Below are 20248 nucleotides of genomic sequence, written 5' to 3' on the forward strand. Positions count from 1 at the left end.
GCATAGCGCAAAGGGCATAGGGCAACAAGTTTCATTGTTGCTTGCACAACCCTTTGCTCTTTGCGCTATGCCCTTTGCATTTTTAAATAATTTATACATTTTCAAGCATATGTCCGAGCTTTTTCTTTTTTACAGAAAGGTATTTTATGTTTTTCTCATGAGGCGCTATCTCGACCGGGACCCTTTCAACAATGCGCAGTCCGTAGCCTTCAAGGCCGATAAGTTTTTTGGGATTGTTTGTCATCAACTTTATCTTGCGCACGCCGAGGTTGACGAGTATCTGCGCGCCTATGCCGTAATCCCGCAGATCAGGTTTGAAACCAAGCTTCACGTTTGCCTCAACCGTGTCAAATCCTTTGTCCTGCAAGGCATACGCCTTAAGCTTATTGACAATACCGATGCCCCTGCCTTCCTGTTTCATATAAAGCAGCACGCCCCTGCCTTCTTTCTTTATCAGCGCAAGCGCCTTGTGCAGCTGCTCCCCGCAGTCGCATCTCTTGGAGCCGAACACGTCGCCGGTAAGGCACTCTGAGTGGACTCTAACAAGCGTATCTTTTTCAGGAGAGATGTCGCCTTTTACAAGCGCTATATGGACGGAATCATCAACCATGTTGCCAAAGGCAATGGCCGTAAATTCGCCACCATGTGCGGTGGGGATTGTCGTCGTAGCGAGCCTTGTCACAAGGCATTCATTACGCATCCTGTATTGGATCAGGTCTTTTATAGTGACCATTTTTAAGCCGTGTTTGCGCGCGAACTTTGCAAGCTGCGGTACCCTTGACATTGTGCCGTCGTCATTCATTATCTCGCAAATGACGCCTGAGTGATTAAGCCCCGCTAAACGCGCAAGGTCTACGGAGCCTTCCGTCTGTCCGGCGCGCTGGAGCACGCCGCCGGGCTGCGCGCGCAACGGGAATATATGCCCGGGTATCGCAAGGTCTTCGGGTTTGCATTTCGGATTTATCGCTGTCTTGATGGTCTTGGCCCTGTCATGTGCTGAGATGCCTGTGGTAACTCCCTTTCTCGCTTCAATGGAGACAGTGAATGCGGTGCCGAACCTGGAGGTATTCATGTCAGCCATCATCGGCAGTTTAAGGGCCTCAACTTTTTCAGAAGTCATTGAGAGGCAGATAAGCCCCCTGCCGTATTTAGCCATGAAGTTTATCGTCTCCGGCGTTACTTTCTCGGCGGCAATGGTAAGGTCGCCCTCATTCTCCCTGTCCTCATCGTCAACGAGAATGATCATCCTTCCATTTTTTATATCGTCAATCGCTTCGTCAATGGTGTTGAATTTATATTTGCCTTTCATCGTTCTCCTCAAAAAGCTATTAGCTATTAGCTGTAAGCTGACAGCCTTTGTTATGCAAACCCTTCCTCTTTCAGAAGGTCCATTAGTGCTTTGTCATTATCTTTTCTGCCGAGAAATTTTTCAACATATTTCCCTATAATGTCTGCCTCAAGGTTCACCCTGCCGCCGATACCTTTTTCTCCGAGGTTAGTGGCCTTGAGAGTGTGAGGTATGATGGCGATGCTGAAAGACCGGTTGCCAGGTTCTACCACTGTCAGGCTTATGCCGTCAACTGTTATGGAGCCCTTCCTGACAATGTATTTTAAAACTTCCGCCGGCGCTTCAAAAGTGAAAAAAGTATATTCCCCGGCGGTCTTTCTTTCTTTTATTGTCCCGACGCCGTCCACATGACCTGTTACAAGATGCCCGCCGAGACGGTCTGATAATCTCAACGCGCGTTCAAGGTTCACCCTGTCGCTTACCTTAAGCTCCCCGAGGTTAGTGCTGCGTATTGTCTCGGGCGAGACGTCAAAGGATAACCCCCCCATCCCCGTGGGGTTTATCGTAACGGTAAGGCACACGCCGTTGACGGCGATGCTTTCGCCAAGCTGTGTTTCAAAATCAGAAGATGGTTTCAGGGACAGCCTGATGCCGTTCCCTGTTTTTTCAACAGAAGAGATTGTTCCCATTGTCTCAACCAGTCCAGTAAACATATTAGTTCAATTTTCCACAGATAGCGCAGATTTTTTTATTTCAAGTTACAAATCATTTATTTAGTAGTCTGTGTCATCTGCGAAATCTGCGGATGTCTTTATTACTAATGTAAAAGCTTGCCGATCCTGCCCCAGCGGACTTTACTCAACATGCCGCCGTCGTTGTCCCACGACCAGTACATTATAAACGCCTTGCCCTTTATATCATCCATAGGGACAACACCCCAGAAACGGCTGTCATAGCTTTGGTCCCTGTTATCTCCCATCGCAAAAATAGTATTGCGGGGAACAACAAAAGGCCCGAAATTGTCCCTTTGTGCAGTTTCAGTGTTGCTGTCATAATGGACTATATAAGGTTCATTTTGCAAGACGCCGTTTACGTACAGCTTTTTGTTCTTTATCTCGATCTTGTCACCCCCGACGCCGACAACCCTTTTTATGAAATCCCTGCATTCGTCCTGAAACAGATAAGCCATATTCCCCTTCTGCCAGGCGGCCTCAAACCGTGAAGAGATGTTTTTGACGGCACTCGTGCATTCCGGTTTTTCCTTATTCAGCGGAAACGAGAAGACAACGATATCGCCTTTTTTGGGCGTGTTGAAGATCAGAAATCTTGAGCCGGTCAGCGGGACCTTTATCCCGTAAGTAAACTTGTTTACCAGTATGTGGTCGCCGATAAGCAGCGTGGGGATCATGGAACCGGAGGGGATCTTAAACGCCTGCACCACAAAGGCCCTTATAAAAAGCGCCAGGATTATGGCGATGGAAATTGCCTCAACGTATTCACGAAATTTTGATTTTCTTCCTTTAGCCAACGTGTTTCTCCTAATTTACGTCATTTCGATTTGTTCGGAATCGTTCTTTAAAAAAGATTCCCGGCAAGCGGGAATGACAATAAAAACAATGATGCATTTTCTATTTTACTTTCAGCACTGCTAAAAACGCCTCCTGCGGCACCTCGACCCTGCCCACCTGCTTCATCCTCTTTTTGCCCTCTTTCTGTTTTTCCAGCAGCTTTCTCTTTCTCGTTATGTCGCCGCCGTAGCATTTGGCAAGGACGTTTTTCCTCATGGCCTTGATGGTCTCACGCGCGATGATCTTACTCCCTATCGTGGCCTGAATGACTACTTCAAACATCTGCCTCGGGATCTCTTCGCGCAGTTTTTCAGCGACCTGTCTTCCCTTGCTGTAGGCCTTGTCCTTGTGGACTATCATTGAAAGGGCGTCAACGGGTTCTCCGTTTAAAAGCAGGTCCAGCTTGATAAGCTGCGATTCCCTGTAGCCCGTGAATTCATAATCCATTGAGGCGTAACCGCTTGACAGCGATTTTAGTTTATCATAAAAGTCCCATAAAATTTCATTCAGCGGCATCTCGTAAGTGACCACTATCCGGTCCTTGCCAATATAATGAAAATCCTTCTGCACCCCGCGCCGTTCCTGGCAGAGTTCGAGAATTGAGCCGATATATTTTTGAGGCACGAAGATCACGGTTTTGACAAAAGGCTCTTCAATCCACTCATAGCTGTCAGGAAGCTTCGCCGGACTGTCGATAAATACGATGTCCTCGGGTTTTTTTACAACTTTATAAATAACAGTAGGCGCCGTGTTGACGAGCTCAAGCTTGAACTCTCTTTCAAGGCGCTCCTTTATTATCTCCATGTGCAAGAGGCCCAAAAAGCCGCAGCGGAAACCGAAGCCGAGCGCGGAAGATGTCTCTGGCTCAAAGCTGAAGGACGCATCGTTAAGCCTCAGTTTTTCGAGCGCGTCTTTCAGGTCCGCGTACTGGTTGGCTTCAGTCGGATAAAGACCGCTGAACACCATCGGTTTTATATCTTTGTACCCAGGGCAGGGTTCGGGAGTCGGGTTGTCGGCATCGGTGATGGTGTCGCCGACTTTTGTCTCTGCCACATTCCGTATGCTCGCAATGATATAACCGACCTCGCCGGCATGCAGGGAATCAACCGTTTTTTTATGAGGGGTAAATATGCCGACCTCCAGCACCTCGTAAGTATTCTGTACGGCCATGAGCAATATCTTTGAACCCTTCTTCACCTCACCGTCAAAAAGCCTGACGAGCACTATCACTCCCTGATAGTTGTCAAACCATGAATCAAAGATAAGCGCCTTGAGAGGACGATCATTATCGCCAGTGGGCGGCGGCACTTTTTTAACGATCGCTTCAAGCACATCCCTCACGCCCGTGCCTTCTTTCGCTGAAGTCAGTATTACGTCTGAACAGTCAATGCCGACGGCTTCCTCAATCTGCGCCTTCACCCTCTCAGGTTCTGCGCTTGGCAGATCGATCTTGTTTATGATCGGGATTATCTCAAGGTTGTGGTCCATTGCCAGATAGGTGTTTGCGAGTGTCTGGGCCTCAACCCCCTGCGATGCGTCAACTACGAGGATGGCGCCCTCGCAGGAAGCCAGGCTTCGCGAGACCTCATAAGAAAAGTCCACATGCCCCGGGGTATCTATCAGGTTGAGTATATAGTCCTTTCCGTCAGACGCTGTATAATTCAACCTCACAGCGTGCGCCTTGATGGTAATGCCGCGCTCCTGTTCCAGGTCCATTGAATCCAGCACCTGCTTGGACATTTCCCTTTGCGTGAGCGCGCCGGTGATTTCGAGTATGCGGTCGGCGAGCGTGGATTTACCGTGGTCTATGTGGGCGATAATGGAAAAATTTCTAATGTTGCTTCCGGACATGGTGTTACCTTTGATAAACCACAGGGGGCACAGAAATTACAAGAAGTTGAGAGGATAAGAATGTGTTCTCTGTGGTTAATTGCATAATTTTGGATTAAAAAGACTGGCTTAACGCTTTCTGAGACGCTGATAGTTTCTTAAAGAGAAGCCCCGCGGCCCCGAGAGAACCGGCATCTTTTCCCAAGGTGCTTTTCAGAATTTTTATAGGCGACGCAAAAGGTTTAAAGCTGCGTTTGAAAGCCTCTTTTGTCAGCTCCCCGATAAATAAATCCCACGCTCCTATAAGCCCGCCGCCGATGATCACAGCCTCGAGGTTGAATATATTTATCATATTTGATATCCCGGTGCCGAGATAATATCCCACTTCCCTGAAGATCTCCCTGCTCAGGTTGTCGCCGTCAAGGGCCTTTTGAAAAACAAGTTCAGGGGTGATCTTATAATAGTTGCCTTCACAGCAATCGGACAACGAGCTTTTAGTGCCGCTCTCAATGGAAGTAATCGCCCTGTCTATAATGGCCCTGCCGGACGCGTACGACTCAAGACAGCCGTAGCTGCCGCAGGGGCAGGCGCGTCCGTTTGGCTCAATGATCATATGCCCTATTTCAAACGGGCCTTCATACAGCCCTCCTTTATAGATATGACCTCCCCCCAATCCCGTGCCAAGGGTCAGGACAATGAAATTATTTATGTCCTTGCCGGTGCCGACCCATTTCTCGCCGTAGGCATTAGCGTTGGCATCATTTTCAACAATAACGGGAAGTGAAAACGCCCTTTCAAAAAGCTCTCCGATGGGAAGCCCGTTTATCGCGGAGATGTTGGGAGATTTCAGAACCAGGCCGTTTGTTCTGTCTATAAGGCCGGCAACTCCTATGCCTATACCGGCAATATCGTTATTGGATATCGAAGTTTCTTTACTTAAAAAATCCTTCAAGTCCCTGACTAACAATTCCTCAATGTTATTAGAGGTTGCTGCTGCAGCAGGAATGGTAGGGGTTTGCCGGCTGGCAAGCACCCTGCCGTCTTCAGTTACAAGAATGGTTTTAGTGTTTGTTCCGCCAATGTCCAGACCGATTGCAAGCTTCATAGTTTTAACTTCTCCAATTATAGAAATAATATGTGCCGTGTATTTTTAATATGGTTATATAATATTCCAGATAGTTTGTAAATAAAAAGTTATCAGGCAATCCTAATGTTATCATAAGTAAAAAGAACGTGTAAAGGAGAGGGACGGTCAAAATTTTCTAAATATGAAAACCACTGAGATTGACGGCAGTTATGGCGAGGGCGGCGGACAGATTTTAAGGACAGCCTTGAGCCTGAGCTGCGTCACCGGCCATAAATTCAAACTCTTCAATATCAGAAAACTGAGAAGGAAGCCGGGTTTGATGCCGCAGCATCTTACCTGTGTCAACGCTGTTTCTGAAGTTTGCAATGCTGAAGTCATGGGGAATGAGGTTGGTTCAATGGAGCTTGCCTTTATTCCAGGAAAGATCAAACCGGGCGAATATTGCTTTGACATTAAAACCGCGGGTTCAAGCTCCCTTGTCTTTCAAACCATTCTTCCTCCTCTCCTATTTGCGGAAGGCCCTTCAACCGTGACAATCAAGGGCGGAACGCATGTGCCCATGAGCCCCCCCTATCACTACATTGCTGAAGTATTTCTTGCCATGCTGAAAAGAACCGGCATAAATGTGGAGCCATCGATAAATAAATACGGCTTTTATCCAAAAGGCGGCGGCGAGGTCAGTTTCAAAATTTCCCCGGTTGAAAATATTAAAGGCCTGAACGCAGTTTCAAGAGGCGAATTGCTCTCAGTTGACGGGTATTCCGCTGTTTCAAACCTCCCGCTTCATATTGCGGAGAGGCAGAGAAATTCTGCGATGCAAAACCTCTCTCCTCTTACTGCAAACATTAAAGTTCTTGAAGCCCCTTCTTACGGGCAGGGGACATTTGTTTTTTTAAAGGGCGTATATGAAAACGGCCTTGCGGGATTTTCTGCCCTCGGCGCAAGAGGCAAACGCGCAGAGGATGTCGGCAGGGAAGCCGCTGAGGCTTTTAAATATTTCCACAATACCTCAGCATGTCTTGACTTCAATCTTGCCGATCAGATAGTTATCTGCCTCTGCCTCGCGCGCGAGGCTTCAACTTTTACAACCTCGCGCATCACAAAGCATCTGATCACAAATCTCTGGGTGATTGAAAAATTCCTGGGAATCAAATATCAGATTGAGGGCGAGATAAACTCACCAGGGAAAGTAAGTTTGATCTGAACTGAAGGCTGAGTTCATCATGTGAATTATGGCTTCCGGGAGGCCGCAGCTTTCATTATTAATAATGCCGAACAGATTATGCACAGGTACGCGAAAAGGTCGCCGTTTTGCGTATAGAAACTTTTCCGGTTTCCAGGCGAGATTGTTTCTGTCAATGCTGCTTCAACAAAGATATCGCTTTTGTTAATAATCCTTCCCCTGCTGTCAATAAAACCTGAGATGCCGGTATTCGCCGCCCTTACAACAGGCACCCTGTTTTCAACCGCCCGCAGCACTGCCATTGAAAAATGCTGGTAAGGGGCGGAAGTTTTGCCAAACCACCCGTCGTTTGTTATGGTCACAAGGACATTCGCTCCATTGTAGACAAACTGCCTGACAAGCCCCGGAAAGATGATCTCATAACATATCAGATTGCCGATCTTCGCAAAAGGCGTCTGCATGACGGAGGCCTCTTTCCCGGAAAGAAAATCTCCGATGGCGACTGTTATCTTTTCAATAAAAGGGAAGAGCTTTCTCAGCGGCACATATTCGCCAAAGGGCACAAGATGGATTTTGTCATAGACTGAAAAAACCTTGCCTTCGGGCGACATCAGGACAGCGCTGTTTGACAGCTCGGTTTTGCCGGGCTGGATATTTTTGGGAAGGACGCTTCCAAACAGCAAGTAGGTTTTCAGCTCTTTCTGAAACGTGGTGATGTCTTCGGTAAGGTTTTTATCATAGCCAAAGACAAACGGCACGGCGGTTTCAGGCCAGACAATCAGGTCCGGGGAATCCGCTGAAGTTTTTTTTGTGAGCCTCTTGTAGATTTCAATGACGTCTCTCTGAAATCTCAAATCCCATTTTTTGTCCTGCTCAATATTTCCCTGCACCACGCTCACCTTTATTTTTTGTCCCTGACTGTTCTCCTTCAACTTTCCAAAGCCGTATGATATTGACGCCGAGATGATTACAGCAAATATTATTAAACTTAAAGTGAGGGGCCACCGCGCAAATAGCGGCTGCTCCTTTCTTCTCTCGTGCAGATAGAAGGCCATGTCATAAATCGCGCCGTTTGTCGCGGCTACTAAAAAAGAGACACCATAGACCCCGGTAATGTCCGCCACCTGAATGAGAGGCAGGAATTCATATTGGGAATATCCGAGCATGGACCAGGGAAACCCTGTCAGGGCATATGTGCGCACAAACTCAAGCGTTACCCATAAAACAGGTGCTATAAACAAAGCAGGAAGCCTGGAATTTCTACTAACAAAACTGAACAGTGTGGAGAATACCCCGACATAGACTGCAAGATAAAGACAGAGAACAATGAGTATCAGGACGCTTAAGGGAGCCGCAATATAGCCATAAAAATACATGGAATGAAATACCCAGTAAATGGTCCCCATAAAATAAACAAACCCCGTCAGCATTCCGGTCAGAAATGAACTTTTAGCATCTTTTCCCCGAAGTACGATAAAGAGCGGGACAAGGGCGAACCACGCGAGGGGATAAAAATCAAACGGGGGGAATGAAAAGACCAGCAGAAGTCCGGAGAGTACCGCAAGGGGAATATCGGCCTTTTTAGTCATCTAAGCCCTATGCCCTATGCTCTTTGCTCCCTGCTTTTTTAACGGTGTCGCATAGAAATTCTTCCACAGCCATTCTATGTTTCCAATCATTGGAACAGAGCTCTCCGGGACCATCAAAGTTGACAATTAAAAAAAATATGGGTTATGCTTTTCAGCACGGGCAGTTAGCTCAGTCGGTAGAGCAAGGGACTGAAAATCCCTGTGTCCGCAGTTCGATTCTGCGACTGCCCACCACTTCCCCCCCTTATCAATCCTCTTCCTGCGCCTCGGAAAAAATCGGGATATGGAAGACCTTGCTCATAAATTCCTTTGTGCGTTGATGCTGAGGGTTCACAAAAATATCGGGAGGACTGCCCACTTCAAGTATCTCGCCGTTGTCCATGAAAACGACCCGGTCGGCAACCTTCTGGGCAAAACCTATTTCATGGGTGACAACGACCATAGTCATTCCCTCTTTTGCAAGCGAGATCATAACATCAAGCACTTCATTTATAAGCTCAGGGTCAAGCGCGGAGGTCGGTTCATCAAAAAGCATGACCTGCGGCTCCATCGCAAGGCTCCTTGCAATGGCCACGCGCTGCTGTTCGCCGCCTGATAACTGCGAAGGAAACGCATCGCGCCTGTGAGAGAGGCCGACCCTCTCAAGGAGCTTAAACGCCCTGTCCGATGCCTGTTTTTTGCTTAGACCTCTCACCTTGCGCGGGGCAAGGGTTATATTTTTTAACGCCGTCTTATGCGGATAGAGATTGAAATGCTGAAATACCATACCGACTTCAGCCCTTAATCCCGTCAGGTTTGTCCTTGGATCGGAGAGATACTTGCCGTCAACAATGATCTCGCCGTCGTCGATGGGTTCAAGTTTATTGATGGTCCTTAAAAGAGTGCTCTTGCCTGCGCCGCTCGGGCCGCAGATTACAATGACTTCTCCTTTGGCGATTTCGAGGGTGATGTTTTTTAAGACGTGATGATTATTAAACCATTTATTGGCGTTAATAAACTTAATCAATGTGTTTAAACCGCTCCTCAGGGTCGTGGGGTTTAAAGTAGTTGCGCGCTGATGCAAATGTATTATTTCAAATCATAAAAATTTTGTCAATTAAAGCGTAAGGGCATCTTCCATAACGGATTCTTTGACATCTTTCCGTTAATTATTGTTAAATAAACCTTACGAAAATTCTTAACTCACAGGAGTCGCCATGTTAAAACTAAACCAGAAAAAATCAAAGGCATTATTTGAAAAGGCAAAACGCATTATCCCGGGCGGGGTGAACAGCCCTGTCAGGGCCTTCAAGGCTGTCGGCGGGGTCCCATTGTTTATACAGTCTGCGAAAGGCTCAAAGATCTACGACGTGGACGGGAACGAATTTATAGACTACGTCCTCTCATGGGGGCCGATGATCTTAGGTCATTCACACCCAACGGTAATCAAGGCCTTGCAGAAGGCCTGTGAAAGAGGCACCAGCTACGGCGCGCCCACACCACTTGAGACAGAGCTTGCGCAGATGATCCGCAAGGCGTATCCCTCCATGGAAATCGTTCGGATGGTCAACTCCGGCACAGAGGCGACAATGAGCGCGATCAGGGTCGCCCGCGGCTTCACGGGCAGGGACAAGGCGATAAAATTCGAGGGCTGCTACCATGGCCATGCAGACGGACTGCTTGTAAAGGCGGGGTCAGGCGCAATGACATTCGGAGTGCCTGACAGTCCCGGTGTCCCGAAGGATTATGCGAGAAACACGATAACCGTTCCATACAATGACCTGAACGCGGTCAAAAAAGTTTTAGAGCAAAGCGCAAAGAACATCGCCTGCGTTATTATTGAACCTGTCGTCGGAAATATCGGCTGCGTGCTTCCGAAACCGGGCTTCCTCGAAGGGCTGAGAAGGCTGACCAAAAAGTACGGAGTTATCTTGATATTTGATGAGGTCATGACCGGATTCAGGGTGTCATATGGAGGAGCGCAAAAGGCATTCAAGATCAAACCCGACATGACGTGCTTAGGTAAAGTTATCGGCGGCGGCCTTCCTGTCGGCGCTTACGGCGGAAGAGAAGACATTATGAGGATGGTTTCTCCGGACGGCCCTGTTTATCAGGCCGGGACACTTTCGGGAAACCCGCTCGCAATGACAGCGGGCATTGAAACGCTTAAGATCATCTCGAAGCCTGACACATACAAACAACTTATGACAAAATCGGCAGCGCTCGAAGAGGCATTGAGAGATGCGGCGAAACGCGCCGGGATAAAGACAAAGTTCTACAGGGCGGGATCAATGTTCTGCACATACTTCACCGATACGGAAGTCGTTGATTACGCGACTGCCAAAAAAGCGGACGCGCAGAAGTTCGCGCAATTTTTCAGGAAGATGCTTGAGCGCGGGATCAATCTGGCCCCTTCACAGTTTGAGGCCGGCTTTATGTCGCTCGCGCATTCAACCGCGGACATAAACAAGACCGCCCGCGCGGCATTCGAGAGTTTTAAAGAAATATCTTAAGCCACAGATTTGCACGGATGAACACGGATAATACGTAAATGAAAAATCCGCGCAAATCTGCGCAAATCTGCGGCTGAAATTTTTGTGCTATGAAATTAACGATCACAGGTTTTTCAAATTCAGGCAAGACGACGGTCTTCAACGCCCTCACAGGTTTGAACCTCGCGACAACTACATACCCTACGGTGATCTCTCCCGATCTTGAGCCGCAAATAGGAATGGTCAAAGTCCCTGACGTCAGGATCGAGAGGCTGACGGCTGTCTTTGATCCGAAGAAGACCACTTACGCAACTGTTGAGTATGTCGATTACGCCGGTATCACAAAAGGCGATGTATCCCACAACACGAAGGTCTTCAATTTACTTAAAGACGCTGACGCGGTCGTGCATGTTGTCAGGGCCTTTGAGGATGGATCGATCATTCATCCGATGGGAAGCGTTGACACGGTGCGGGATGTGAAGTCATTTGAGGCCGAGTTGATTTTAGGAGACCTTGAGCTTGTTGAAAAGCGGCTTCAGAAAATTGAAGAGCAGGCGAAAAAGGGCAAGAAGCAGGACGAGGCTGACAAACAGCTCTTGCTGAAATGCAAAAAGGCCCTTGAGGAAGAGATATCGCTGAGAAACCTCGAATTCAACGAAGAGGAAAAGAGGCTCATGCTCCCCTACCAGTTCCTTTCGACCATGCCTGAGATCATTGCACTTAACATCGATGAGAAAGACATCAATTCAGACAAGATAAAGAATTTCCAGAATGAGATAGAGGCGTATTTCAAAAGCGCCGGACAAAGCTCCGTGCCTCCGGTCTTATCACTCTGCGGGAAGATAGAGATGGAGATCGCCCAGCTCCCCGCTGATGAGGCAAAGGTATTTCTTGAAGACCTGGGAATTGCCGAACCCGCCATGAACATGCTTTGCAGGATTTCATATGCCGCGCTCGGGCTGATCTCATTTTTCACCGTCGGCAAGGACGAGGTCAGGGCGTGGACGATTAAAAAGGGGACTACTGCGCAGATGGCTGCGGGCAAGATACATTCGGACATAGAGCGCGGTTTCATCCGCGCCGAGGTTGTCAGCTACGAGGACTACGTCTCTTCCGGAGAAGACATGGTCAAGGCAAAGGAGAAGGGGCTCTTCAGGCTTGAGGGCAAGACCTATCCGGTCCGCGACGGGGACATTATTAATTTCAAGTTCAATGTGTGAAGATGCTCATTCAATCTTGCCGACTGCATCTGGAAATAACTTATGAAAGCACACTCAGAAACCTTTTAACAGCATTACAACTTCCTTGCCGACTTTGACGGCAACCGCGCCGAGTTTCTCGATCCTGTTTTTCAGTTCAGCAAGGCTTTCATTTTTTGCGGAGGCTTCATTTACGGCTTTGATCAGCTTATCATATGTTTCGGTATCAGTTACCTTTGGGCGTAACCGCTGAAGGTCGGAGGACGCTGCCTGCTGTAACGCCTGAATTTCTTCAGACAGCAAGGCATCTGTTTTTTGTTTCGATTCCTGCGATTTTTTTTTCAACTCAGCTTTTTTATCTTCCCTGTCGCTCATCTGCCTTCTCCTTTTAATGTCCCTTTAATTTCCGATTTAAGCTTATCGGCCTTCTCAATTATGCCTTCCGCCCTTGATAAAGCCCCGATAGCATTTTCAGCCTCAGTGGACGCAGCAGCGAGTTTCCGGTTAACTTCATCCTTCAAATCTTTTACTTTTAAAGTTTGAAGGACTTCATCCTGAACAGCCTCCACCTTGCGAATACTATTTAAATGAGCTGTTATTGCGGAGTTGGCCCGCATTATTTTGGAGAAGGCGTCATCAACATAGGCGAGAAGTTCTTTTTCCTGCCGGTCAATCCGGTCCAGCATCTCTTTCCTTTTGCCCTCAATTTCCTCAACAGCCACTTCGGCCCATAACTGAACATCTCCAAGGACCTGAGCAGGATCTGTCCCGTGTACGCGTTCAATCAATCCGCCATTTTTAACAAAGTCCTTAATGTAGGCTGGATTCCATTTGTTATATAGAAAGTCTTCGGTTTTGTTTCTCAAGCCCTCAAAATACGCATGGACCAATTCTCTGTAGGATGAGTGCACAGCCTGGATGTCCTGTCCGACGGTATATGAAAGCTCAACAACTTCCTTTGGAACAGTTGCGCAGCCTGAGAAAATGAACAAGGCAATGATAAGCGGCAAGGCAAGATTTTTTGCAAGATTGGTCATTGGTTTTCTCCTGTTGAATGAGGCATTCCCTCTTAATCGCTAAGGTCAACAATTATAACCAATAACCGCTATTTCATCCAGAGGGAAATTACTTTATGATAACGGGCCTGCCGGGGGAAACCTGATATTCGCCGTCGTTCCATTGGATCCTGCCGGCGGCCGAATCATAGGAGACGTAATTGTCCCTCGCCTTAATTTTCGCCTCAATCTCCACGTGTCTGCCGTCGCTGCCTATTAATTCGATAAGGTGTGTCCCCTGGTCCAGCGAAAAGGACGTGATCCCTTCAATGGTCCGTGAAGTATCTTTATTTACATTACCCACAACACTCTTGCCGTCCACTAAAACGTCCGTCAGGGAAAATGTTTTTCCCGTCACTAACAGATCAACTCCTGCTTTTTGTGGAGAGCAGCCGGATGAGAAAAGGGCCAATAAGAGCAGCATGAACGGAATTAGCAAAATGTTGCCTCCCATAGTTCCTTCCACAGTCATTAAAATATAGTTAAGGTCTGAGTTCAGCGGCGTGGACTTAATGCCGGGTTTCCTGGCAGAACAAAACCCCCGGCAGTTTGGAAAGGGTTTCGCAGTTGAGGCCGCATTCGTAAACTCCCGCGACGGAGATCCGGGACAGTTCCTTTTGCGCGGCATCGCGGCATTCGTTTAATGACTTAAAATGTCCGACTTCCCTGAAAACGCCCATGTCTTCTTTGTTGGGGTAAATGGTCGCAAGCCAGGTTTCTTTCCCTATGACCGTATTCAGCATCCACCGCGCCTTGAGACGGCTCTCTTCGGAAAAGACGAAGAACAAAACAGTAGCAACTGTCAGAACAAGAATCGCATAAGTTGAGATCCTGGTCAATGACATTGTCCCTCCCTCATCATCCGATACCCCTTTAACACAGAATGTTTTGCCGCTATATCAGCCCCGGAACCACAGCAGCGTATGTAAAAATTATAAAACAAAGAACCTCGTTCAATCCAGAAAAAAATTATGCTGAATGATTTACCAATAAAAAATTGCATAAAAAAACTTGAGCCGGTATCGCATATTAAAAACCCACAGGCACGCAAAATTTTATTGCGTCTGAAAAAAACTCTGTGCTATTCTATGAAGCGCTGATGATAAATACCGTCGAAGATATTAAAAAGCTGTTTGAAAGCCTGGAGGCCGTGCTCGGGGCCATCGGAAACGGGATCAGTATACAGGACATTTCCCTCAGGATACTGTACCAGAACAGCATTCACAAAAATCTGACCGGGGACCATGCCGGTGAGTGTTGTTTCAGCGCGTACAAAAAAAGGGACTGTGCCTGTGAAGACTGTCCGGTTGTGAAGGCGTTTAGTGACGGCGGCATCCACTCCGTGAAAAGAAGCGCCCCTGTAAACGGGGAGATGAGACACTTTGAAATTATTGCTTCGCCGTTAAAAGATTCCGAAGGAAATATAATCGCCGGGATAGAGATATTGCATGACATAACTGAATTCAGGGAAACAGTGGAGGCCCTTGAGGAATCGCAAAAGAAATACCGCGCCCTTGTCGATACAGCCCTCGTTGGAATATTCAAGACAAATACCGGAGGCGATATCCTGTATGTCAATGATGCGTTGATAACGATGTTTGAATTTAATTCCGCTGAAGAGCTGATGCGGGAAAAGGTGGTTATAAGATATAAGGACCCGAGCGACAGGAATGTCTTTATTGAAGGACTGAGGCAGAATGGACGGGTACAGGGATTTGAAACCAGGCTGATTACAAAAACCGGCAAGAACAAAAATGTATTAGTGGATGCGGCGCTGGACGGAGACATGATTTCAGGGGTGCTGATGGATATCACCGACCGGATTGAGCTTGAACATTCGCTCCAGGAGAGGTTGAAAGAGCTTCAAGACTTTTATGACATGGCTGTCGGCAGGGAAATGAAGATGGTGGACCTTAAGAAAGAGGTCGCCAGGCTGAAGGAAGAATTGGAGAAATACCGTTGACCAAGTGAAACAATTTCGGGGAGGGATTTTTCCCTCCCCGAAAAGCAGTTTTTTACTAACTTACGGAGTTGTTACAAACACCACGTTGGACCAGGCGGAATTACCAACAGCGTTTGTCGCGCGAACCCGGTAATAGAAGTTGAATATGCGCAATACATTCTGATTGAATGTTGTCACGTTGGCTCCAACGTTATACGTTGTTGGAGCGGCAAAGCCCGGAGTAAGTGAGCGTTGAATCGTAAAACCGGCCTCGTTGTTGGCATTGTCCGTCCAGTTGAGGGAGACCCTGTCCTGCAATAAGTTGCCGGCAATCCGTACCGCCGCGCCCCTCAGTCCCGTCGGCGCCGCCGGAGTAAAGAAATTCACGACAGCGATGTTCGAGGCTGCGGAAGAACCGAGGGCGTTCAGTGCGGTCACATAGTACCGATACGTGGTGCCCGCCACCAACGGATTGGCTGCTGTGTCGTTGTTGTTGAACGTCACGTTACCGCCTGTTGCCGCGGACTGGGCAGCGGTGCGGTTCACTGTTCCGACTTGGGAGAAGACGCCGCCGTTAGCGGAGCGCCAGACCACAAAGCTCGTCTCATTGTTGGATGCGTCGATCCAGGTCAGTCTGATTTGTGTAGCTGAAATGATCACTGCCGCCAGGTTTGTCGGCGCTACGGGGCCGGCCGGCATGGTGACCGACACGGTGTTGGAGGGCGTCGAATCCATGGTTACGGTCGGGAAGCCGACTGCAGGAGCAGCGTAAATCTCAGTATCGCCCACGGTATTATTAGCAAACACCCTGTAGTAATATGTCGTGGCACCCGACACCGTCGTATCCGTGAAGGTGGTCAAGAGGGGATCCACGGTGAAGCTCATGAGGTTGGCTGTGAAGAGGGAATCCGTGGCCCTCTGGATGGTGAACCCCGTATCATTGATTGAGTTGTCCAACCAGTTCAGGTCGACCCGAAGTCCCGGTCCTGAAATAGCCGTCAGACCTGTCGGCGCCACCGGCGCCACTGCAAACGCCAGCGAATGCATCATGTCCATCTCTTCATGGGCGAGAATGTGGCAGTGCCACACGTACTCCCAGCCAAAGTTTACTTCGTGGTTGTAGATCGCCGGGATCGCGTTTCCCTCTGGGTCGAACCATCCTGCTGGTGCAGGCGCGACCAGCGGGACGCCCGGAGGCAACGTCGGGTCAATCAGGCGGACGCTGTTAGGCACATCGAATGGGACCATTGCCGGCGTCGGTATGGTCGGTCTCATTGCGAGGTACGTGACCTCCAGCGGGTTGATCCTGAAGGTGTCTTTCCAACCCAGCTCGGTAGGGTCTGGCGGCAGCATAATCCCGTCTTGGCCCGTGCGGTTGATGAGCTGTGAGTTAAACAGGTGTGTGTGTATGGTGTGTGTATCCACGCCATTATGGAAGATTCTCCAGAGCTGAGTGCCATCGGGAAGAACTCCAATTTGACTCCCGGATACCGAGCCTTTGATGATATCGACGGGAGGGCTTGCAAAGCCGTAGGGTATCAAGGTATGGACTGGGGAGGTCAGGCTGGCGAGTCCCAGCATCCCGCTCATACGGCCGAACTGGGTGTCATAGACGCCGCCCATCTCGTCATGCATTGCTTTCATCTCCAGCGGTATCGTTACAGCAGGCTGAAGAACCCCTGATTCGTTGATAGGCTGAAAGGTCTTCTGTGTATCGGCAAGCTGCACGTATTGGCTCGCGCTGGCCGATGGGAAATTCGTCACGTTGTAAGCCGACTGATAAACTTTCTGCGGAATGATGATCGGATCCTCGGAGACCTCGAAGACGCCCCTCTTCGCTACTGTCTTAGCGAACACTGCGTTGAGATTCGCAAGAGTAACGTCAGGTGTGGTTGTAGTTAAGGGCAAGTTTACCCTGATTTGCATGATAGTGCGGGTGTTGGGACCATAGCCGGGCTGCGTGGCGGGCGCGCCGCCCGTATCCATTTGGTTAGGCGTGCCAGTGTAGTAGTCGTAGTTCGTGACACCCGCCGGTAAAGGCGCAGGGGCATCGTTGTAGAGAATGAGTGTTTTGCCGGCGTAGGCGGAGAAGTCAACTACGACATCGGCCCGTTCCGCTGTTCCGAGAAGAAGTGAGTGCTGATTGACATTGCCGAAATTGAATGTTGTTGGGTTAAGGTTCCAGCCGACCGGTTGGCTGGGTACTACAACAGGCTTCGGCAGGAAGCCGCCTTCGGTGCCGATCTGAATCCAGTCCGGTCCTTTTGTCGCCGGATCGGGAATGCCGCTTGGCGTGTCCGCATATTGGTTCGCGGGTGCCACACCAACCGGGACCATCTTGACCTCTGTGCAGTTGGCAACCGGTGCAGCTCCATCGCACAACACCGTGCCGATAGTGCCGGGTGTTGTCGGCGTTGTCTTGTCAGCAGCTACATAGAGCTGCAGGTTTACCATACGGTCATCGCCGGCATTCAGGATGCGGAACCGGTAGGCCTTAGGCTCAACCTCCAAGTATGGGTAGGCGGTGCCGTTGACAACCGGTGTGTCCATAAAGGCTTCGCCCGCCATAGAAGGGTTAGGCGTCCTGGTATGCAAGGAGGCTCCCATTGCGCTGCGCTGCAGTCGAATGCATCTGGCTCGGTGGTGCCGTTCAGAGTGCAGGTCGTCGGCGGCTGCGGGAGACAGTAAGGGTTTGGAACTGGTCCTACCTCGATGCACCCCACCGGGAGCCCGTTGTTGTCGCACACGGGGGTCGGCTGAATGAACCAGGGACCATAGTGCCAGCGGCCGAAGGCATTAGTGCCGGTAACGTCCCACGGATTCTGGGCCGACATATAGACATGGGGATACCAGAGGTCCCCGGTATTAGGAACCGGCGGCGTTGTTCCCCAATTCCATGTAGGGTCCTGAGCGGCGATTGTAGTAGCGTCTACGAAGGTCCTGTCCATAATGACAAGTGGAATCCCAAGGTCAGGAAGGACCTTTAAATTATTCGGGTTTACTCCGGACAGGTTAGTCCCCTTGATCATGTCCTGCTCGACTTGGTCCGTCACAAGGTAACCCGCGGCCTCGCCCGCATATACATTGAGACGAGTGATGCCAAAAGAATGGTCGTGGTAGAACATCAACCTTGCGCTCTGAGCGTTGGTATAGTAGAAAGTCAGTGCTCCGGGTTCGGGATTCGGCATGTCGGGAACGTTACTCGCGCTTACGCCCTTAGGGTACGGGGTGTTTTCACCAGCCGGTGTTGTCCACTGGTGGGCCGTCCCATCACTGATCCATACAGTATTGTTGCCGTGGAGGTGGACGGTGGCGCGGTTCTGTGTATACATTTCACAGGACGTACCAGGTATCATCGGATCACAGTCCAGGCCCATGGCGTCCTTCGGGCCCATCCCGGACCCCATTACGGTAGTATCTACCGGCAGGAAGAGGTCTCCGCCGGAACCGGTGGGAAGCAGGTTATAAAATTTCAGGCGGACAGGCACACCCGGCTGACCTGGAATGCTGCCACTTGCAACAATAACGGGTCCGAGAGAATGAGGGTAATCAACAGCGATAGCCTGAGAAAGGTCAGGCTTCAAAATCGGAGTGCCGTCCGGGTTTGTCAGAGTAATATGCTTGCTCACCCCAAAGTTATTCGGTGTCTCTAATTGCACGTAGCCCCGAAGTCTGGTCGGCGGCAGGTCAGAGTGCATTTTCTCCTCATACTCGACCAGGGCGATTTCGTAATAGTCAGAACCGGCGTAGGTCGTAGTATCGGCAACAGCAATCGGGATGTGCTGTCCGAGGGGGTCACCGCCAGGCGTCACAAGGCCGTTAGCTCCGGCAGACGTGAGACCCGGAAGTTTGTCTATGAATTTTCTGATGCCGCCGGTTAGAGGGCCGCCTATTGTTGCCGAAGCTATGGCGTCTGTGCCCGTCGCATCCGTAATGGTGACGGCAGGAGCGCTATACCCCGTGCCTCCGGTGTTGACCGTGATGGCGGTAATGACGCCGCCTACAACCGTTGCCGTAGCAGTGGCGCCTGTGCCTGTGCCGTAAACATCGTCGATGGTGACAACAGGATCGGTGTATCCACTGCCACCAGCCTCAACCGTGACGACAGAGACGGCCCCTGTCGGAAGCGGGCTGTAAGCCCAGTTACCATAAGGCCCGAAATAATGCGGTACCCCGCCGGGGTCGAGAGCGAAAGCTGCAGGAGCTGCTGCAGCCGCAAGTGGAGCTGCAAGCTGCCAGCTCTGTATTCTCTGAGTAGCCGTTGCCGCAAGTGGATCTACAGGCTGACCGACCTGTATTTTCTGAGCGCGCATCGCTTTGAAACGGGCTGCCGCGGCCTTCTTCTCGGCCTGTGTAGCTCGTCCGCGATACTTAAGTACCTGTTTGGCACCGGCGCTGTTATTCGTTGTCTGCGCCCAGCCCATGTCAATGCCCAATGAAAGGGCGACCACTGTAAATACCACACTTATAAAATTCAAAAAGTTATGCATCTTCATTTTATCTCTCCTTTCGTGTTTGTTTTTGATGTTATTTGTTTGTTGGTTTTCTTCACATTTTTCATCCCCCTTTTTCACTGAAGTTAACCCGGCAATACGCCGTTTATTTTTTTGTCCGGCTGAGATACCGGACACCCTTTTGTTTCCCGCCCCGTTGCTCAGCAGACTGCATATCATTTCAATAAGCGCTTCAAATCTGAAAGGTTTTGCGATGTAATCGCTGACGTTAAGCTGCTTAAGCATCTCTTCTGCCTCATCAGTAAGCCCGGCAGACATCACGATTACCGGTATTTCAACGCGTTTCTCAAGCAGATAAGCTAAAAGCTCAAAGCCGTTTTTAACGGGCATATTCAGATCTGTTATCAAAAGGTCTATCTGACCGGATTCGAGAATTTTCTCCGCCTGCTCGCCGTTTTCCGCCGTGATGATATTGAAATTTTTATCATAAAGCCTGAGTGCCTCGGACAAACTGGACAAAGTCAATTTCTCATCATCAACAAGCAGTAACGTTTTCATTACACTTCTTACTGCAAGGACAAT

At 49.4% G+C, this 20248-nt stretch carries 17 protein-coding genes and 1 tRNA gene; 5 read left to right on the forward strand and 13 right to left on the reverse strand.

The window, feature by feature from the left end; genetic code table 11:
- Positions 1–91: 91 nt before the first annotated feature.
- From HZB61_11230 to HZB61_11250, 5 genes are all read right to left on the reverse strand, one after another.
- A complete protein-coding gene (locus HZB61_11230; protein ID MBI5057173.1) occupies positions 92–1309 on the reverse strand; it encodes a bifunctional 3,4-dihydroxy-2-butanone-4-phosphate synthase/GTP cyclohydrolase II in 1218 nt (405 codons plus the stop codon).
- 50 nt (positions 1310–1359) lie between these two features.
- A complete protein-coding gene (locus HZB61_11235; GenBank protein ID MBI5057174.1) occupies positions 1360–2001 on the reverse strand; it encodes a riboflavin synthase in 642 nt (213 codons plus the stop codon).
- 104 nt (positions 2002–2105) lie between these two features.
- Positions 2106–2831 (reverse strand): signal peptidase I, encoded by a 726-nt coding sequence (gene lepB, locus HZB61_11240; protein MBI5057175.1) that lies wholly within the window; start codon positions 2829–2831, stop codon positions 2106–2108.
- Between the two features lie 85 nt (positions 2832–2916).
- Positions 2917–4707, reverse strand: a complete 1791-nt coding sequence (gene lepA / locus HZB61_11245) for an elongation factor 4 (protein ID MBI5057176.1) — start codon at positions 4705–4707, stop codon at positions 2917–2919.
- Between the two features lie 94 nt (positions 4708–4801).
- Complete coding sequence (locus HZB61_11250; protein ID MBI5057177.1) at positions 4802–5791, reverse strand: ROK family protein; 990 nt, start codon at positions 5789–5791, stop codon at positions 4802–4804.
- Between the two features lie 163 nt (positions 5792–5954).
- On the opposite strand from HZB61_11250, the gene rtcA reads away from it, so the two are divergent.
- Positions 5955–6977: an RNA 3'-phosphate cyclase gene (gene rtcA, locus HZB61_11255; protein MBI5057178.1), complete on the forward strand. Its 1023-nt coding sequence runs from the start codon at positions 5955–5957 to the stop codon at positions 6975–6977.
- A gap of 26 nt (positions 6978–7003) precedes the next feature.
- On the opposite strand, the gene lnt is transcribed toward rtcA, so the two are convergent.
- Positions 7004–8545 (reverse strand): apolipoprotein N-acyltransferase, encoded by a 1542-nt coding sequence (gene lnt, locus HZB61_11260; GenBank protein MBI5057179.1) that lies wholly within the window; start codon positions 8543–8545, stop codon positions 7004–7006.
- Positions 8546–8703: 158 nt separating this feature from the next.
- Here lnt and HZB61_11265 point away from each other — a divergent pair.
- Positions 8704–8779: transfer RNA gene (locus HZB61_11265), tRNA-Phe, on the forward strand.
- Positions 8780–8792: 13 nt separating this feature from the next.
- On the opposite strand, the gene HZB61_11270 is transcribed toward HZB61_11265, so the two are convergent.
- The gene (locus tag HZB61_11270; protein MBI5057180.1) at positions 8793–9551 is read right to left on the reverse strand and encodes an amino acid ABC transporter ATP-binding protein; all 759 of its coding nucleotides are present in this window, start codon (positions 9549–9551) and stop codon (positions 8793–8795) included.
- A 190-nt stretch (positions 9552–9741) separates the two neighbouring features.
- Between HZB61_11270 and hemL the strand changes: the two genes are divergently transcribed.
- Positions 9742–11037: a glutamate-1-semialdehyde 2,1-aminomutase gene (gene hemL, locus HZB61_11275; protein MBI5057181.1), complete on the forward strand. Its 1296-nt coding sequence runs from the start codon at positions 9742–9744 to the stop codon at positions 11035–11037.
- Between the two features lie 89 nt (positions 11038–11126).
- Entirely contained in the window at positions 11127–12236 is a 1110-nt protein-coding gene (gene ychF, locus HZB61_11280; GenBank protein ID MBI5057182.1) for a redox-regulated ATPase YchF, read from the forward strand.
- A 54-nt stretch (positions 12237–12290) separates the two neighbouring features.
- Here ychF and HZB61_11285 read toward each other — a convergent pair whose 3' ends face one another.
- The 4 genes from HZB61_11285 to HZB61_11300 form a co-directional block, all read right to left on the reverse strand.
- Positions 12291–12590, reverse strand: coding sequence for a hypothetical protein (locus HZB61_11285; protein ID MBI5057183.1), 300 nt, complete (start codon positions 12588–12590; stop codon positions 12291–12293).
- Entirely contained in the window at positions 12587–13252 is a 666-nt protein-coding gene (locus HZB61_11290) for a hypothetical protein (protein MBI5057184.1), read from the reverse strand. The genes HZB61_11285 and HZB61_11290 overlap by 4 nt, the downstream gene beginning before the upstream one ends.
- An 88-nt stretch (positions 13253–13340) precedes the next feature.
- The gene (locus HZB61_11295) at positions 13341–13724 is read right to left on the reverse strand and encodes a hypothetical protein (protein MBI5057185.1); all 384 of its coding nucleotides are present in this window, start codon (positions 13722–13724) and stop codon (positions 13341–13343) included.
- 55 nt (positions 13725–13779) lie between these two features.
- Positions 13780–14115, reverse strand: a complete 336-nt coding sequence (locus HZB61_11300) for a hypothetical protein (protein ID MBI5057186.1) — start codon at positions 14113–14115, stop codon at positions 13780–13782.
- Positions 14116–14369: 254 nt separating this feature from the next.
- Here HZB61_11300 and HZB61_11305 point away from each other — a divergent pair, with 254 nt between their 5' ends.
- Complete coding sequence (locus HZB61_11305) at positions 14370–15233, forward strand: PAS domain-containing protein (GenBank protein MBI5057187.1); 864 nt, start codon at positions 14370–14372, stop codon at positions 15231–15233.
- A 60-nt stretch (positions 15234–15293) separates the two neighbouring features.
- Here HZB61_11305 and HZB61_11310 read toward each other — a convergent pair whose 3' ends face one another.
- Both HZB61_11310 and HZB61_11315 read right to left on the reverse strand, forming a co-directional pair.
- Positions 15294–17762, reverse strand: coding sequence for a hypothetical protein (locus HZB61_11310; GenBank protein ID MBI5057188.1), 2469 nt, complete (start codon positions 17760–17762; stop codon positions 15294–15296).
- A complete protein-coding gene (locus tag HZB61_11315; GenBank protein ID MBI5057189.1) occupies positions 17684–20224 on the reverse strand; it encodes a response regulator in 2541 nt (846 codons plus the stop codon). Before HZB61_11315 ends, HZB61_11310 begins: the two co-directional genes overlap by 79 nt.
- Positions 20225–20248: the final 24 nt, after the last annotated feature.

This window comes from Nitrospirota bacterium, assembly GCA_016214845.1.
Taxonomy (GTDB): domain Bacteria; phylum Nitrospirota; class Thermodesulfovibrionia; order UBA6902; family UBA6902; genus SURF-23.

Excerpts from the sequence above, each read along its gene's own strand:
- HZB61_11230 (MBI5057173.1), bottom strand. The coding sequence starts at position 1,309 with ATGAAAGGCAAATATAAATTCAACACCATTGACGAAGCGATTGACGAT.
- HZB61_11235 (MBI5057174.1), bottom strand. The coding sequence starts at position 2,001 with ATGTTTACTGGACTGGTTGAGACAATGGGAACAATCTCTTCTGTTGAA.
- lepA (MBI5057176.1), bottom strand. The coding sequence starts at position 4,707 with ATGTCCGGAAGCAACATTAGAAATTTTTCCATTATCGCCCACATAGAC.
- HZB61_11250 (MBI5057177.1), bottom strand. The coding sequence starts at position 5,791 with ATGAAGCTTGCAATCGGTCTGGACATTGGCGGAACAAACACTAAAACC.
- rtcA (MBI5057178.1), top strand. The coding sequence starts at position 5,955 with ATGAAAACCACTGAGATTGACGGCAGTTATGGCGAGGGCGGCGGACAG.
- lnt (MBI5057179.1), bottom strand. The coding sequence starts at position 8,545 with ATGACTAAAAAGGCCGATATTCCCCTTGCGGTACTCTCCGGACTTCTG.
- hemL (MBI5057181.1), top strand. The coding sequence starts at position 9,742 with ATGTTAAAACTAAACCAGAAAAAATCAAAGGCATTATTTGAAAAGGCA.
- ychF (MBI5057182.1), top strand. The coding sequence starts at position 11,127 with ATGAAATTAACGATCACAGGTTTTTCAAATTCAGGCAAGACGACGGTC.
- HZB61_11285 (MBI5057183.1), bottom strand. The coding sequence starts at position 12,590 with ATGAGCGACAGGGAAGATAAAAAAGCTGAGTTGAAAAAAAAATCGCAG.
- HZB61_11290 (MBI5057184.1), bottom strand. The coding sequence starts at position 13,252 with ATGACCAATCTTGCAAAAAATCTTGCCTTGCCGCTTATCATTGCCTTG.
- HZB61_11295 (MBI5057185.1), bottom strand. The coding sequence starts at position 13,724 with ATGGGAGGCAACATTTTGCTAATTCCGTTCATGCTGCTCTTATTGGCC.
- HZB61_11300 (MBI5057186.1), bottom strand. The coding sequence starts at position 14,115 with ATGTCATTGACCAGGATCTCAACTTATGCGATTCTTGTTCTGACAGTT.
- HZB61_11305 (MBI5057187.1), top strand. The coding sequence starts at position 14,370 with ATGATAAATACCGTCGAAGATATTAAAAAGCTGTTTGAAAGCCTGGAG.
- HZB61_11310 (MBI5057188.1), bottom strand. The coding sequence starts at position 17,762 with ATGGACACACCGGTTGTCAACGGCACCGCCTACCCATACTTGGAGGTT.
- HZB61_11315 (MBI5057189.1), bottom strand. The coding sequence starts at position 20,224 with ATGAAAACGTTACTGCTTGTTGATGATGAGAAATTGACTTTGTCCAGT.